The organism is Tepidiphilus thermophilus, assembly GCF_001418245.1.
GTDB lineage: Bacteria > Pseudomonadota > Gammaproteobacteria > Burkholderiales > Rhodocyclaceae > Tepidiphilus > Tepidiphilus succinatimandens.
This window is the reverse complement of record NZ_LIPU01000004.1, coordinates 41843-56391: the sequence shown is the minus strand read 5'-3', so window position 1 is coordinate 56391 and position 14549 is coordinate 41843. Positions and strand designations below refer to the sequence as shown.

At 68.1% G+C, this 14549-nt stretch carries 13 protein-coding genes; 3 read left to right on the top strand and 10 right to left on the bottom strand.

The window, feature by feature from the left end:
- The first annotated feature begins 5 nt into the window (after nucleotides 1-5).
- Both ASC37_RS04590 and ASC37_RS04585 read left to right on the top strand, forming a co-directional pair.
- Entirely contained in the window at nucleotides 6-1268 is a 1263-nt protein-coding gene (locus ASC37_RS04590) for a phenylacetate--CoA ligase family protein (RefSeq protein ID WP_055423255.1), read from the top strand.
- Complete coding sequence (locus ASC37_RS04585; protein WP_082438374.1) at nucleotides 1261-2334, top strand: CaiB/BaiF CoA transferase family protein; 1074 nt, start codon at nucleotides 1261-1263, stop codon at nucleotides 2332-2334. Before ASC37_RS04590 ends, ASC37_RS04585 begins: the two co-directional genes overlap by 8 nt.
- Here ASC37_RS04585 and ASC37_RS04580 read toward each other — a convergent pair.
- The 10 genes from ASC37_RS04580 to ASC37_RS04535 form a co-directional block, all read right to left on the bottom strand.
- Nucleotides 2331-2888, bottom strand: a complete 558-nt coding sequence (locus tag ASC37_RS04580) for a PhaM family polyhydroxyalkanoate granule multifunctional regulatory protein (protein WP_055423253.1) — start codon at nucleotides 2886-2888, stop codon at nucleotides 2331-2333. The two genes, ASC37_RS04585 and ASC37_RS04580, sit on opposite strands and share 4 nt — an antisense overlap.
- A gap of 71 nt (nucleotides 2889-2959) precedes the next feature.
- Entirely contained in the window at nucleotides 2960-3655 is a 696-nt protein-coding gene (locus tag ASC37_RS04575) for a nucleotide-binding protein (protein WP_055423252.1), read from the bottom strand.
- Nucleotides 3656-3757: 102 nt separating this feature from the next.
- On the bottom strand, nucleotides 3758-4507 hold the full coding sequence (locus ASC37_RS04570) for a class I SAM-dependent methyltransferase (protein ID WP_055423251.1): 750 nt from the start codon (nucleotides 4505-4507) through the stop codon (nucleotides 3758-3760).
- A gap of 33 nt (nucleotides 4508-4540) precedes the next feature.
- Nucleotides 4541-8128 (bottom strand): indolepyruvate ferredoxin oxidoreductase family protein, encoded by a 3588-nt coding sequence (locus tag ASC37_RS04565; RefSeq protein WP_055423250.1) that lies wholly within the window; start codon nucleotides 8126-8128, stop codon nucleotides 4541-4543.
- 160 nt (nucleotides 8129-8288) lie between these two features.
- Nucleotides 8289-8759, bottom strand: coding sequence for a 23S rRNA (pseudouridine(1915)-N(3))-methyltransferase RlmH (gene rlmH / locus ASC37_RS04560; RefSeq protein ID WP_055423249.1), 471 nt, complete (start codon nucleotides 8757-8759; stop codon nucleotides 8289-8291).
- A gap of 10 nt (nucleotides 8760-8769) precedes the next feature.
- Nucleotides 8770-9135 (bottom strand): ribosome silencing factor, encoded by a 366-nt coding sequence (gene rsfS / locus ASC37_RS04555; protein WP_055423248.1) that lies wholly within the window; start codon nucleotides 9133-9135, stop codon nucleotides 8770-8772.
- Nucleotides 9132-9860 (bottom strand): nicotinate-nucleotide adenylyltransferase, encoded by a 729-nt coding sequence (nadD, locus tag ASC37_RS04550; RefSeq protein WP_055423247.1) that lies wholly within the window; start codon nucleotides 9858-9860, stop codon nucleotides 9132-9134. Before nadD ends, rsfS begins: the two co-directional genes overlap by 4 nt.
- On the bottom strand, nucleotides 9841-10590 hold the full coding sequence (locus tag ASC37_RS04545; protein ID WP_055423246.1) for a BPSS1780 family membrane protein: 750 nt from the start codon (nucleotides 10588-10590) through the stop codon (nucleotides 9841-9843). The genes nadD and ASC37_RS04545 overlap by 20 nt, the downstream gene beginning before the upstream one ends.
- A 13-nt stretch (nucleotides 10591-10603) precedes the next feature.
- On the bottom strand, nucleotides 10604-10951 hold the full coding sequence (locus ASC37_RS04540) for a DUF2782 domain-containing protein (RefSeq protein WP_055423245.1): 348 nt from the start codon (nucleotides 10949-10951) through the stop codon (nucleotides 10604-10606).
- Nucleotides 10952-11029: 78 nt separating this feature from the next.
- Complete coding sequence (locus ASC37_RS04535; protein WP_055423244.1) at nucleotides 11030-11755, bottom strand: LOG family protein; 726 nt, start codon at nucleotides 11753-11755, stop codon at nucleotides 11030-11032.
- A gap of 68 nt (nucleotides 11756-11823) precedes the next feature.
- On the opposite strand from ASC37_RS04535, the gene polA reads away from it, so the two are divergent.
- Complete coding sequence (polA, locus tag ASC37_RS04530) at nucleotides 11824-14544, top strand: DNA polymerase I (RefSeq protein WP_055423243.1); 2721 nt, start codon at nucleotides 11824-11826, stop codon at nucleotides 14542-14544.
- Nucleotides 14545-14549: the final 5 nt, after the last annotated feature.

Sequence of the window (14549 nt, the reverse complement as noted above, 5' to 3'; positions counted from 1 at the left end):
AACACATGACCCAGGGGACGACTCGGGCGGCGCGGCGCCGCTACTACGACGAGCGCGAGACCTGGCCGCAGGAGCGGCGCGAAGCCGATCTCTTTGCCCGCTTGCCGGCGCAGATCGCGCATGCCAAGGCGCATGCGCCGGCCTACGCCAGATTGCTCGCCGACATCGATCCAAGTGAGATCACTTCGCGCGCGGCGCTCGCCCGGCTGCCGGTGGTGCGCAAGTCGGAATTGCTGGAACTGCAACAGCGCGAGCGGCCGTTCGGCGGTTTCGCCGCTGTCGGGTGGGGGCGGGAGGTGCTGCGCGTATTCGCTTCCCCCGGCCCGATCTACGAGCCCGAGGGCAACCGGCCGGATCATTACCGCGTGGCGCGTGCCCTCTTCGCCGCCGGTTTCGGCGAAGGAGACCTGGTGCAGAACACTTTCTCCTATCACATGACGCCAGCGGGCAGCATGATGGAGACCGGTGCGCATGCGCTCGGCTGCACCGTCTTTCCGGCCGGAGTCGGGCAGACCGAACTGCAGGTACAGGCGATCGCCGATTTGAAACCGAATGCCTACACCGGTACACCTTCCTTCCTGCGCATCCTGATCCACAAGTGCCGTGAGGCAGGCGTGGCGCTTTCCCTGCGCAAGGCTTTCGTTTCTGGCGAAGCGTTCCCTCCGGCACTGCAGCGCGAAGTGGCCGAAGCCGGCATCGACGCCTATCAGGGCTACGCCACCGCGGATCTGGGCCTCGTCGCCTACGAGACCGAGGCGCGCGAGGGGCTGGTACTCGACGAGGACGTGATCGTCGAGATCGTGCGCCCGGGCGGGAGCGAACCGGTGCCCGAGGGTGAGGTGGGGGAGGTGGTGGTCACTACCTTCAATCCGGTCTATCCCCTGATCCGCTTCGGCACGGGGGATCTCTCGGCCGTCTTGCCCGGCATCTCGCCCTGCGGGCGCACCAACACGCGCATCCGCGGCTGGCTCGGACGGGCGGATCAGACGACCAAGGTCAAAGGGATGTTCGTGCATCCCTCGCAGGTGCTGGCGGTGGCTTCGCGCCACCCTGAAGTGCGGCGCGCCCGGTTGGTGGTCGAGAATCCGAATCTCTCCGACGTCATGATTCTCGAGTGCGAAGTGGCGCAGGGGGACAACGATCTGCGTCAGGCGATCGAGACGAGCTTGCGCGAGATCACCAAGCTGCGCGGCGAGGTGCGTTTCGTGCCGCCAGGCAGCCTGCCGAACGACGGCAAGGTGATCGATGATCGGAGGAAATATGACTGAGATGACTGAGCCCATGCCTCTGCTTGCGGGCATGACGGTGCTCGATCTCTCGCTGCTGCTGCCGGGGCCGATGGCCGGTTGGCATCTGGCCGAACTCGGTGCGCGCGTGATCAAGGTCGAGCCGCCCCAGGGCGACGACGCCGCGCGGTTGGGGATACGGCGGAAGGGGGAGGAGGAGTCATTCTTCTATCGCCGCATCAATGGACGCAAGGAAATTCACCGCATCGATCTCAAGAGCGAAGAGGGGCGGGCGTGGTTCGCGGCGCGTCTGCGCGAGGCCGATGCGGTGATCGAAGGATTCCGCCCCGGGGTGCTCGAGCGGCTCGGCTTGGGGTTCGACGCCATGCGTTCGATCAATCCGCGCATCGTGCTGGTGTCCATTTCCGGCTACGGCCAGGACGGGCCGATGGCACAGGCGGCAGGGCATGACATCAACTATCTCTCGCTCGCCGGCGTGCTGGATCAGACCGGAACGGCCGGTGGACCGCCCGCGCAGTGCAACCTGCAGATCGCCGACTTGCTGGGCGGGGCGCTGCACGCGGCGCTGTCCGTGGTGGCCGCCGTGCATGCGGCGCGCCGCGACGGGGTCGGCGCGCACGTCGACCTCTCCATGACCGAGGCTTCTTGGGCGCATCTGGTGTTCCCCCTGGCGCAGGCGCTGGTCGAGGGGCGCAGCGAACCGCGCGGTGCGGGGCTGCTCACCGGGGGAGTGCCATGCTACGGGGTGTATGAAACCGCCGACGGGCGCCACCTCGCCGTCGGGGCGCTGGAAGAGAAATTCTGGGTGCGGCTGTGCGAGGCGATCGCTCGCCCCGACCTCATCCCTTTCCATCGCGCCGCGGGCGACGAAGGGGCCAGGGCCAGAGCGGAACTGGCGGCGGTGCTGCGCACGCGCACGCGCGACGAATGGGCGGTGTTCTTCGCGCCGCTCGATTGCTGCGTCACGCCGGTGCTTGCACCCGAGGAAACGCTGGAGCACCCGCTCTTTCGTGAGCGGAATGCCCTGAAGACGGCGGAGGAAGGCGGCCCCTGGCCTCGCTCGCCGCTGCGGGTGCGGCGGGGTTAGGCGTTTTCGCCGCCGCCTTGATCGGGCGCCTGGGCGCTTTTCTGCCGCCGTCGCGCCGCCTTGGGTTTGGGCGAAGATCCTTCCGGGCCCGTGTCCGCGCCGGCCGAGGGCGGCGCGGCCGGAGACTCGGCTGCGGGCGGTGGGGAAGGGGGTTGGGAGAAGGCCTGATGCGCCGCCTGAGCGGCGGTGGCGGTGGCCTCCACCGTCTGCTGGGCGGCCTGTTGCATCGTCTGCCACAGCTGCGCCATCGCCTCGAAAGGATTGCCGGCCGGCGTGGTGGCCGCTTCCGCTGCTGCGGCTTGGCTCGCCGTGCCCATCTGGGAGAGCGAGAGGATGGCGACCCGCTGCATTTCCAGCGATTGGCGCGTCATCTGCAGGGTGCTGAGGTTCATCTGCAGCCACTGTTCCACCGCCTTGAACTCGGCGATGCGCCGCTCGACGTCGGCGAGGTCCATCGTCGGAAACACCATTCCCGGCAGCGGCACGCCGATGTTGGCGCACATCTGCCGCATGAAGGCGAAGGGATCGCTGCCCTCGAAGAAATTCTGCGTCATGGTCTTCCTCCCCGGTCGGTGCGGCACTTCGTGCCGCCGTTTTCCCTTGGCATTGTAGCGCGAGGCGCTCCTCAGCGCTTGAGGCGCAACGGCATTTCTTCTTCGGGAATGCCTTCACAGACTGCTTCGCCTTCTTCTTCCTCGAGGGAGGTGGGTAGCTCCCGGCCGAGGTCGAGCACTTCCAGCAGCTGGCGGGCGAAGCGCCGGGCCGTGTTGTTGAGGGGGGTGGGAAGTTGCGCCGGCAGACGCTTTTGCAGCAACAGCTTGCTTGCCGAGACCATCGGGACGGGGCGCAGGATGCGGCCGAGGTAAGGCGCCATCAGCTGCGCTACCGCGCGATCGGCCGCCTCGCGCTGCCAGGCGTTGACCGGCCACTGGCTGGGTACGGCGTAGGCGCGGGGGAACTGCTCGAGATCGGCGACGACCGTGCGGATATCTTCGTGCGACTCGCGAAACGGCAGCAGCACCAGATCGGACAGGGCATAGAGGCGCCGGTCGACGTCGGGACGGTTGCCGCCGCCGTCGATCACGCCGATCCAGTCATCGAGCGGGCGCAGCTTGTCGATGATGCGCTTGAGCGTATCGAGCGAGCGGGCGTCGGCGATCACGTAGCGCCGTCCGCGCGGATCGAGCGGTTGGCGGGTGGTGTCGGTGAGCACGCAGGCCGAGCGCCGGCCGAGCAGTCCCAGGCCGTGGCACAGCAGGTGCGAGAGCGTGGTCTTGCCGGTGCCGCCTTTGTTGCCGATGATCGCGATCAGGATCGCCATGACGAAAAACCTCGTGGTGGAGGGCAGCCTTGGCAGGATTATCGGCAGATACGCGCCGAATCTTGAGGAAAATAGCGGCCCCCTATCCCTCCAATTCCAACGCTACGCCACGCGGTAAAGCCAGAGAGGACGGGTGGTGCCTTGCGGCAAGACGCGGGCTTGGGGCTCGATCCCTGGGATGGGGAACTCGTTGCTACAGACGAGCGCTCCCGGCGGGAGTTCCGCGCAAGCCTTGCGCCACAAGTCGGGCATGGGCACGGGCGAGAGGAAGGCGTAGAGCACGTCGTATCCTGTCCAGGGCAGCGCGAAGGCATCGGCGCGCCGCAGGTGCAGGTTGGGCAGTCCGCGGCCGCGCCAGCGCGCGATCAGGTGCGGCAGGATCGCCTGCTCGACGCCGGTGAATTCGCCCTGGGGAAAGGCGCGTGCGAGCGCGACGACGACGCGTCCCGTGCCGCTGCCTACGTCCAGAAAACGAAAGAGGCGATCCGGCGGCAAGAGCGGCGCGAGCGCCTCTATCGTGGCGCGGTGCGACAAAAAGAGCGGTACGCGCGTGCGTACCGGGTTGCCGAAGACGAGGGCGAGCGCGACGAAGGCCGCCAGATACCATGCCGGCGCGAGCCCCAGGCCGTGCAGGGCCACGAGGGCGGGGGAAAAGACGAGGTGCAGGGCGAGCCACCACCAGGGGCTGCGCAGCAGCGCGGCCGTGCCTGCCGCTGCGAACGCCTGCACGGCGAGGAGCGGCCACAGTCCGGTGATGAAGCCCAGGCGCGCGGCGACGAAGGCGAGCATCCAGCCCAGCAGCTGGACCAGGGCCGCGGCGAAAAGCGGCGAGCGCGGGAGGCGAAACGTCATGTTTTCATGATACCGCCTCGCGCGCTTCAGTGCTCAAGCCGGCACGGGGTATCCCGCCGCCGGCTGCGTCGCGCTGGCCGCGCCCGTTTCCTGCCAGCGTTGCCACAAGGCCGCGCGTCGCCGGGCTGCCTCTTCGCCGGCGGCGCGTTTGACGTGCCCGTAGCCACGGATGCGCTGCGGCAAGGAAAGCAGCTCGGTGGCGAGCGCCAGGCGCTCGGCGGTGAGTTCGCGCAGCACGCGGTCGACGTCGCCCTCGAATTCGGCGACGAGCCCCCGCTCCCAGCGCCGCTCCTCGGTGCGGGCGAAAGGATCGAGCGCCGTGCCGCGCAGCCGTTTCATCTTCGCGAGCAGGGCGAAGGCGTGGCGCATGCTCGGACCGTACTCGCGCTTGGCGATGAGGCCGGTGACGGGGTCGGGGCGGGCAAGGAGCGGCGGGGCGAGATGGAAGCGCACCTCGAAGGGGCCTTCGAAGGTGTCCTCCAGTTTTTGCCAGAATTTCGGGTCGCAGTACAGGCGCGCCACTTCGTATTCGTCCTTGATCGCCAGCAGCTTGAAGTAGGAGCGGGCCACGGCGTCGGTGAGTGGCATCGTGCCGGGGGTCTCTTCGGCGGGGGCGCCGCGCAGCGCGCGTTCGGCCTCGCGCACGCGCGCCACCAGCCGGCGATAGCGTTCGGCATAGGCTTCGTCCTGGTAGTCGACGAGGTAGGTGGCGCGCCGTTCGATCACCTCGTCGAGCGTGCGGGCGAAGCGCGCCCCGGACTCGGCTGCGGGGTGGGCGAAATCGCGCACCGCCTGCGGGTCGTGCGCCATGCGCCGCCCCCACAGGAAGGCGGCGCGGTTCATCTCCACCGCCACGCCGTTCAATTCGATCGCCCGCATGAGCGATTCGTGGCGCACCGGCACCCAGCCTTTCTGCCAGGCGTAGCCCAGCAGGAAGAGGTTGGTGGCGATGGCGTCCCCCATGAGCCGGGTCGCGAGCCCCGTGGCGTCGAGGAACTCGGCGCTTTCTTCGCCCACGGCCTCGCGCAGGCGGGTGCGCAGCTCCTGTTCGGGGAAGGCCCAGTCGGGATTGCGCAGAAAATCGATGGTGGGGATCTCGGCGGCGTTGGTGACCACGCGCGTGCGTCCGGCTGCCATCTTGGTGAGCGCTTCGGCGCTCGCGGTGACGATGAGATCCCCGCCGATGACCACATCCGCCGCGCCGGCGGCGATGCGCACCGCGTGCAAGTCCTGCGGGGTGGCGGCGATGCGGATGTGGCTGAAGACCGAGCCGTTCTTCTGCGCCAACCCCGTCATGTCGAGCACGGTGACGCCCTTGCCGTCGAGGTGCGCCGCCATGCCGATGAGCGCACCGATGGTGATGACGCCTGTGCCGCCCACGCCGGTCACGAGAAGGTTCCAGGGCGATGCGAGCTCGGGCAGAATCGGTTCGGGCGGCTCGGTGAAACGCGCCGGCTCGTCGGCGAGCGCCTTGCCCTTGCGCGGTCGCCCCCCTTCGATGGTGACGAAACTGGGGCAAAATCCCTTGAGACAGCTGTAGTCCTTGTTGCAGTTGGACTGGTCGATGCGCCGCTTGCGCCCGAACTCGGTCTCCACCGGGACGACGGCCACGCAGTTCGATTGCACCGTGCAGTCGCCGCACCCCTCGCACACCGCCTCGTGGATGAACACGCGCCGGGAGGGATCGGGGTAGAGCCCACGCTTGCGCCGGCGCCGCTTCTCGGCGGCGCAGGTCTGGTCGTAGACGAGGGCGGAGACGCCCGGCAGTTGCCGCAGCTCGCGCTGGATCGCCTCGAGCTCGTCGCGATGCCGGATCGGGACGTGGCGCAGGTCGGCCGGACCATAGGGGCGCGGCGTACCGTCGGTGACCACCACGATGTTGGCCACGCCTTCAGCCTGCAGCTGTTTGACGAGCAGCGGCACGGTGAGCGGGCCATCGACCGGCTGACCGCCGGTCATGGCCACGGCGTCGTTGAACAGGATCTTGTAGGTGATATTGACTCCGGCGGCCACCGCCTGACGGATGGCGAGAATGCCGGAATGGAAATAGGTGCCGTCGCCCATGTTGGCGAAGAGGTGGCGCTCTTGGGTAAAGGGCGCCTGTCCTACCCAATTGACGCCCTCGCCGCCCATGTGGGTGAAGGTGGCGGTGCGTCGATCGGGCATCCAGGTGACCATGTAATGGCAGCCGATGCCGGCGACCGCCCGGCTGCCCTCGGGCACGCGGGTGGAGGTGTTGTGCGGGCAGCCTGGGCAGAAAGTGGGGACGCGTTCGGCGGCGGGCGGGCGCACGCTGAGCGCGCGTTCGCTCGCCTCGAGGAAGGCCAGACGCTCGCGGATGCGCTCGGAGGTGTAGAAGCGCGCGATGCGCTGGGCGATGACGCGGGCGATCTGCGCCGGCGTGAGCTCGCCGGCCGCGGGCAGCAGCCATTGGCCGTGGTCTACCGTTCCGTCCGGGCGCAGGATGTGGGCCCATTCACCTTTCTCGTCGAACTTGCCGATCACGCGCGGCCGCACGTCCTCGCGCCAGTTGTAGAGCTCCTCCTTGAGCTGGTATTCGATGAGCTGGCGTTTCTCCTCGACGACGAGGATCTCTTCGAGCCCTTCGGCGAAACGGCGCACCCCTTCGGCTTCGAGCGGCCAGACCATGCCGACCTTGTAGACGCGCAGGCCGATCTGCGCGGCGAGCGTCTCGTCGATGCCCAGATCGTCGAGCGCCTGGCGCACGTCCAGATAGGCCTTGCCGGAGGTGATGATGCCCAGGCGCGGCTGCGGCGAATCGATGACCACGCGATTGAGCCCGTTGGCGCGGCAGTAGGCGAGCGCGGCATAGAGCTTGTGGTGCAGCAGCCGTTTTTCTTGCACCAGCGGCGGATCGGGCCAGCGGATGTTGAGGCCGTCGGGCGGCAGGGGAAAATCGTCGGGGATGCGGGTTTCGATGCGAAACGGATCGACGTCGATCGAGGCCGAAGTCTCCACCGTGTCGGCGAGCGCCTTGAAGGCCACCCAGCAGCCGCAGTAGCGCGACAGGGCGTAACCGTGGAGGCCCAGGTCGAGGTATTCCTGCACGCCGGCCGGTGCGAGCACCGGCATCATCAGCGCCTTGAAGACGTGATCCGTCTGGTGCGGCAGCGTGGAGGACTTGGCGGCATGGTCGTCGCCAGCCACGGCCAGCACGCCGCCGAAGCGCGAGGTGCCGGCGGCGTTGGCGTGGCGGAAGACGTCGCCGCAGCGATCGACTCCCGGCCCCTTGCCGTACCACAGGGCGAAGACGCCGTCGTACTTGGCGCCGGGGAAGAGCCCCACCTGCTGCGTGCCCCAGACGGCGGTGGCGGCGAGGTCTTCGTTGACGCCGGGCTGGAAAACGATGTGGTGCGAGCGCAAGTGTTCCTTGGCGCGCCACAGGGTCTGATCGAGCCCGCCCAGAGGCGAGCCGCGATAGCCGGAGACGAACCCGGCGGTGTTGAGCCCGGCGGCTGCGTCGCGTTCGCGCTGGATGAGCAGCAGACGCACGAGCGCCTGGTAGCCGGTGAGATAGACGCGCCCAGTGACGCGATAGCGGTCGTCGAGCGAGGCGAGGGGGGCGGCCACGGCGGGCGCGCCGGCAGGGGTGCTGGCCATCGGTGTCTCCTCCTTTCATCCGCCGGGCTCGCTCGTGGCGAGTCGGCAGGGATTCATGCGGTCGGGCGCGGGTAGGCGCCTCTTCTCCGCTTCAGCTTAGTCGAGGAGTAAGCCTAGTGCCAAATGGTTGCTTGCGGCAGTCGGGTAAACCCTGAAGGGTTTACTCGCGGTGATAGGGATGTCCGGCCGTCAGGCTCCAGGCGCGATAGAGCGCTTCGATGAGCACGACGCGGGCGAGCGCGTGCGGCAGCGTCAGACTGGAGAGGCGCACGGTTTCGTCGGCGGCCTGCAGTAGCGCGGGATCGAGCCCGTCGGGCCCGCCGATGAGGAGCGCCACGTCGCGTCCGTCCCGGCGCCAGGACTGGAGCCGATCGGCGAGCTGCTTCGTATCGAGGTCGGAGCCATGCTCGTCGAGCGCGACGAGGCGTGCCCCGGTGGGGATCTGCGCGCGCAGCCGTTCGGCTTCGCGGCGCTTGAGTTCGACCACGGGCTTGCCGCCGGTGCGCGGCTCGGCTTTGACTTCCACGATCGCCAGCGGCAGATCGGGGGGAAAACGCCGCGCGTATTCGGCGCAGGCGGACTCGGCCCAGGAAGGCAGGCGCGTGCCGACCGCTAGCAGCGTGAGCTTCATCGGCCGGGGTTCAGGCGCTTTGCCGCCCGCCAGCGCCGTGCTGCCACAGGTCTTCGAGGCGATAGTAGGCGCGCACGGCCGGCTGCATGACGTGCACGACGACCGGTCCGAGATCGACGAGCACCCATTCGCCCAGCGCTTCGCCCTCGACGCCGACGATGGGGATGCCGGCCTCCTTGGCGCGCTGGATCACGCGTTGGGCGAGCGCCTTGGTCTGGCGCGTGGACTGGGCGCTGGCGACGATGACGCGATCGAAGAGCGGCGAGAGCGCTTGCGTGTCGAACACGCGGATGTCTTCACCTTTGACGTCTTCGAGGGCGCCCACGGACAGGGCGGCGATGGCTTCGGCATCGAGCAGGGTATCGGTGGCGGTCATGGGATCAGAGAGTCTCCTTGGTACAGCGAATGGGTGGCGATGTAGCGCAGCACCGCCTCCGGCAAGAGATAGCGGGCGCTGCGTCCCTCGTGCAGCAGCCGGCGGATGCTCGTGGCCGAGATGGCGAGCGGCGTGTTGCGGAAGAATCCGACGAGGCCGGCCGGGGTCTCGGCAAGGTGCGCGAGTTTCGGTGCACGCCGTACGGCGAGTACCTCCTGCAGCGCCGGCGGCAAGCCGGCTCCGGGCTCAGGGGGATCGTCTTCGGGCGGTTCGCTTCCCCAAGGCGGCGGAAAATCCGGCCGCATGGCCACGAGCAGGTGGGCCAGCTCGAAGAGCCGCTGCCACTGGTGCCACGAAGGCAGGCCGAAGAAGGCGTCGGCGCCGAGAATCAGCACGAGCGGGCGGTGTGGACCGTAGCGGCGGCGCAAGGTTTCCAGCGTGGTGACGGTATAGCTCTTGCCGCCGCGGCGCAGCTCCAGGTCGTCGGCGCGAAAGGCGGCATGGCCACGGAGGGCGCAACGTACCATTCCGAGCCGATGGGCGGCCGGGGTGCCCGGCGCGGGCCGATGCGGCGGGTCGCCCGCCGGGATGAAGAGCACGCGCTCGAGGGCGAGCGCCTCGCGGGCCTCTTCGGCGAGCCGCAGGTGGCCGTAGTGGATGGGGTCGAAGGTGCCGCCGAGCACGCCGATCGGCCGCAGCGGGGCGTTAGCGGGGGCCGAAGACATCGCGTACTTGCAAGTAGAGCCCGGCGAAGAGCGTCGGCACGAGCACCAGCGGCAGCAGGAACATGGCGATGCCGAGCACGTAGGGATGGATGAGCGCGGCGAGCAGCGAGACCGCGAACGCCACGACGAAGGCGAGCGCCGCGAGCCCCAGCGCATAGAGGAGGAAAGGGCGCCAGTTGCGCAGCATGGCGTAGAAGCTGAAGAAGAGCGCCTTGATCCAGGGCTGCCGGTACCAGGCGACCAGCGGCGGGGCGAACCAGTAGGCCATGGTCACCGGCAGCGCCACCGCGAGCCAGACGAGCAGCGGCCACAGGAGTTGCGGGTCGCCCTCGAGCGAGGCGGGATCGATCGTGCCGCGGTACAGGCCGAGCAGCAGGCCGCCGTCGACGAGCACCGTGGCGAGCACGGCGAGCAGGTTTCCCGCCAATTGGAAAGCGCCGAGGAGGGCGAGCGAGCGCCAAGGACCGCGGAATCCGGCGAAAAGAATCTCCGGTCCCGGACGGCGCCCGGCTTCGGCAGCGGCCATGCCCTCGAGCACGCCGATGGAAAGAATGGGCATGAGGAGCGGCGCGATGAGCTGTCCGAGATAGGGCAGGCTGGAAGCGAGCAGCAGGATCAGCACGTAGGCGAAACTGACGTAACTCGTGAGCGCCGGGGCGCGGCGCCACAGCGCGAACCCGTCGGCGATCCAGCGCCAACCCTGCGAATACCCTAGGATGTGAGCGTGCATGCGGCGCCCGTGCTCACCAGGACTTGAGGATCCACATCGGCACGGAGAGCTCCGGCGTGCCGTCGAAGCGCTCCATCACGCCGTTGCCGGTGCGATCGATCAGATAGTACGGCGTCCCTCCGTGGGCCGGTACGACCTTGATCATATAGACGCGCCCGCCGACGCGGTATTCGGTGACTTCGTCCTCTCCTTCCTTGCGGATCGTCACCTGGGGTTCGATCAGATCCTCTTCGGTGATCGGTCCGGGCAGCGGCGGCGGCTCCGGGATCGGTTCGAGCGGCGGGCGCGAGGATTGCTGCGCCCAAGCCGTGCCGGCCATGAGCAAGGAGGCGAACAGGAAGGGGCGAAGGCGGGGTTTCATGGATACGATTCCGACGGGGAGGCTTCTTGCCGGCATTCTACAATAGCGGCAGGCAGACTCGCCCTTTTCTTCGCTTTTTCACAGGTTGAGCATCAGCTCGCGCTCCGTGGGCAGGGGCTCGAAACCGCGGCTTTCGTAGTACTTGAAGATCGCCGCGACGATCTCGTCGGGATCGTCGATGAGCTGCACGATGTCGAGGTCCTTCTCGTCGATCATCCCTTCGCCCACCAGGCGCTCGCGCATCCAGTCGAGCAGCCCCTGCCAGAAGGGGTGATGGACGAGGATCACGGGGATGCGCCGGCTTTTTCCCGTCTGGATGAGGGTCATCGCTTCGAGCAGCTCGTCGAGGGTGCCGAATCCGCCGGGCATGACCACGTAGGCCGAGGCGAACTTGACGAACATGTACTTGCGCGCGAAGAAGTGGCGGAACGTCTGCGAGATGTCCTGGTAGGGGTTGGCGTGCTGCTCGTGCGGCAACTGGATGTTGAGCCCCACCGAAGGGCTCTTGCCGAAGTAGGCGCCTTTGTTGGCCGCTTCCATCACGCCGGGGCCGCCGCCGGAGATGACGGTGAAGCCGGCGTCCGACAGTTTGCGCGCGATGCGCTCGGCGAGCAGGTAATAAGGATGGTCGGGGACGACGCGGGCGCTGCCGAAGATGCTCACCGCCGGCCGGATGGCGGCCAGCCGCTCGGTGCCCTCGACGAATTCGGCCATGATGCCGAAGATGCGCCAGGATTCGCGTCCGTTGTACTGGATGTCCTTGGGGTCGACGATGGGGTTGGGGAGTTTGTCGTGCAGCGGCATGGTCTTCCTTTCATCGTGCGCCGAACCGCGGTATAGTTTCCCGTTTGCAAGCTTCTGTGAGAGACGCCATGACGACGCGTCTGCTGCTCGTCGACGGTTCGAGCTATCTTTATCGAGCGTATCACGCTTTGCCCGATCTGCGTACCTCGCGTGGCGAGCCCACCGGCGCCATCCGGGGGGTGCTGTCGATGCTGCGGCGGCTGGCGCAGGAATTCCCCGCGCCTTATCGTGCCTGCGTGTTCGACGCGCCGGGCAAAACCTTCCGCGACGAGTGGTATCCCCAGTACAAGGCGCAGCGCCCCGAGATGCCCGAAGACCTCGCCGCGCAGATTCCCGTATTGCACGAGGCGATCGAGGCCGAGGGCTGGCCGCTCCTGATGATCCCAGGGGTGGAAGCCGACGACGTGATCGGCACGCTCACCCGTCAGGCACTGGCGCGCGGCTGGGAGGTGGTGATCTCCACCGGTGACAAGGACCTCACCCAGCTCGTCGGCCCGCGGGTGCTGTGGGTCGACACCATGCGCGGCGAGAAGCTCGACGCCAAGGGCGTGGAGGAGAAGTTCGGCGTGCCGCCCGAGCGCATCGTCGATTACCTGGCGCTGGTGGGCGATACGGTCGACAACGTCCCCGGGGTGGCCGGCTGCGGTCCCAAGACGGCGGCGAAGTGGCTGCAGCAGTACGGCTCGCTCGAAGCGCTGCTCGCGCACGCCGACGAGATCAAGGGGAAAGTGGGGGAGAATCTGCGCGCGGCGCGCGACTTCCTCCCGTTGGCAAGAAAGCTCCTGACGGTGCGCTGCGACCTCGATCTGCCGGTGCGGCTCGACGACCTGCAGGCGCGTCCGCCGCAGCGCGAGAAACTCCTCGCGCTCTATGAACGGCTCGAATTCCAGGCGTGGTTGAACGAACTGCGGGCGCAGGGGGTTGCAGCCCCGGCGGGGCAGGAGGGCGGCGACGGGTTCGAAACGCCCGCGCAGGCCGCGGCGCGGCGTTCGGCCTACGCCTGCATCACCGACTGGGACGAATTCGAGCGCTGGCTCGGTGAAATCGAGCAAGGCGCCCGCGTGGCCTTCGACACCGAGACGACCAGTCTGGATGCGCGCAACGCTTCCCTCGTCGGCGTCTCCTTCGCCGTGGGGCCCGGGCGGGCGTGCTACATTCCGCTCGCGCATCGCGGGCTCGAGGTCGGGCCGCAGCTGCCGCGCGAGGAAGTGCTGCGCCGGCTCGCGCCCTGGTTTGCCACGGCCGATGGCAAGGTGGCGCAGAACGCGAAGTACGACTGGCATGTGCTCGCGGCGCACGGGGCGGAGCCGGGCGGGACCATCGACGACACGATGTTGATGTCCTATGTGCTCGAAAGCGACGCCCAGCACGACCTCGATCGCCTCAGCCGCCGCTGGCTTTCGCTCGAACCGCTCACCTACGCCGAGCTGTGCGGCAGCGGCAAGAAACAGATCGGCTTCGACGAAGTGCCGCCGGCGCGCGCGGCGGCCTATGCCGCCGAGGACGCGGACCTCACTTGGCGGCTCTTCGAGGTGCTCTCGGCCAAACTCGCTGCCGAACCCAGGCTCGAGCGCGTCTATCGCGACATCGAGCGCCCGCTCGTGCCGGTGCTGGTGGCCATGGAGCGCGCCGGCGTGGCGATCGATCCCAAGGTGCTCGCGGCGCAGTCCCGCGAGTTCGAGACCCAGCTGCGTGTGCTCGAGCAGAAAGCCCATGAACTGGCGGGGCGGGCATTCAATCTCGCCTCGCCCAAGCAGGTCGCCGAACTCCTGTTTGGCGAGCTGGGCCTGAAAGCGGCCAAGAAGACCGCCGGGGGTCAGGCTTCGACCAGCGAGGAAGTGCTCGAACGCCTGGCGCACGAGCATCCCATCGTCGAGGTGCTGCTGCAGCACCGCCAACTCTCGAAACTGAAGAATACCTATCTCGACAAACTGCCGAAGATGATCGATCCGCGCACGGGGCGGGTGCACACCACCTTTTCCCAGAGCGTGGTGGTCACGGGACGCCTGTCCTCGAGCGAGCCGAACCTGCAGAACATCCCGGCGCGCACGCCCGAGGGGCGGCGCATCCGCTCGGCCTTCGTCGCCCCGACCGGCTGCCTGCTGCTGTCGGCGGACTATTCCCAGATCGAGCTGCGCATCATGGCGCACCTCTCGGGCGATGCGACTCTGGTGGCGGCCTTCCTGCATGGCGAGGACATCCACAGGCACACCGCTGCCGAGATCTTCGGCGTGCCGCTCGAGGCGGTCACGCCCGAGCAGCGGCGCGTGGCCAAGACCATCAACTTCGGCCTCATCTACGGCATGAGCGCGCATGGCCTGGCGCGCAGCCTGGGGATCGACCGCGCTTCGGCGCAGGAATACATCGACCGCTATTTCGCCCGCTATCCTGGGGTGGCAAAGTACATGGAGCAGGCGCGCAAGACGGCCTATGAGCAGGGCTACGTCGAGACGCTCTACGGGCGCCGCGTGTGGCTGCGCCACATTCGTTCGCGCAACCCGGCCCAGCGCCAGGCCGACGAGCGCGCGGCGATCAATGCCCCCATGCAGGGCACCGCGGCCGATCTCATCAAACTGGCCATGATCGGCGTGCATCGCGCCTTGCAAGAGGGCGGCCTCGCGACGCGGCTCGTCCTGCAGGTTCATGACGAACTGGTGCTTGAAGTGCCCGAGGCGGAGGTGGACGCCGCACGTGCGCTCGTCACCGACCAGATGCAGAACGTTGCCAAGCTCCGTGTGCCGCTCGTGGTCGACGTCGGCGTGGGACGTAATTGGGACGAGGCGCATTGATGGAA

Bases quoted from the DNA above. Each gene is read 5' to 3' on its own strand.
- ASC37_RS04545 (WP_055423246.1), bottom strand. From the start codon at position 10,590: ATGCACGCTCACATCCTAGGGTATTCGCAGGGTTGGCGCTGGATCGCC.
- ASC37_RS04540 (WP_055423245.1), bottom strand. From the start codon at position 10,951: ATGAAACCCCGCCTTCGCCCCTTCCTGTTCGCCTCCTTGCTCATGGCC.
- ASC37_RS04570 (WP_055423251.1), bottom strand. From the start codon at position 4,507: ATGACGTTTCGCCTCCCGCGCTCGCCGCTTTTCGCCGCGGCCCTGGTC.
- ASC37_RS04585 (WP_082438374.1), top strand. From the start codon at position 1,261: ATGACTGAGATGACTGAGCCCATGCCTCTGCTTGCGGGCATGACGGTG.
- ASC37_RS04590 (WP_055423255.1), top strand. From the start codon at position 6: ATGACCCAGGGGACGACTCGGGCGGCGCGGCGCCGCTACTACGACGAG.
- ASC37_RS04575 (WP_055423252.1), bottom strand. From the start codon at position 3,655: ATGGCGATCCTGATCGCGATCATCGGCAACAAAGGCGGCACCGGCAAG.
- nadD (WP_055423247.1), bottom strand. From the start codon at position 9,860: ATGTCTTCGGCCCCCGCTAACGCCCCGCTGCGGCCGATCGGCGTGCTC.
- polA (WP_055423243.1), top strand. From the start codon at position 11,824: ATGACGACGCGTCTGCTGCTCGTCGACGGTTCGAGCTATCTTTATCGA.
- ASC37_RS04535 (WP_055423244.1), bottom strand. From the start codon at position 11,755: ATGCCGCTGCACGACAAACTCCCCAACCCCATCGTCGACCCCAAGGAC.
- ASC37_RS04580 (WP_055423253.1), bottom strand. From the start codon at position 2,888: ATGACGCAGAATTTCTTCGAGGGCAGCGATCCCTTCGCCTTCATGCGG.
- ASC37_RS04565 (WP_055423250.1), bottom strand. From the start codon at position 8,128: ATGGCCAGCACCCCTGCCGGCGCGCCCGCCGTGGCCGCCCCCCTCGCC.
- rlmH (WP_055423249.1), bottom strand. From the start codon at position 8,759: ATGAAGCTCACGCTGCTAGCGGTCGGCACGCGCCTGCCTTCCTGGGCC.
- rsfS (WP_055423248.1), bottom strand. From the start codon at position 9,135: ATGACCGCCACCGATACCCTGCTCGATGCCGAAGCCATCGCCGCCCTG.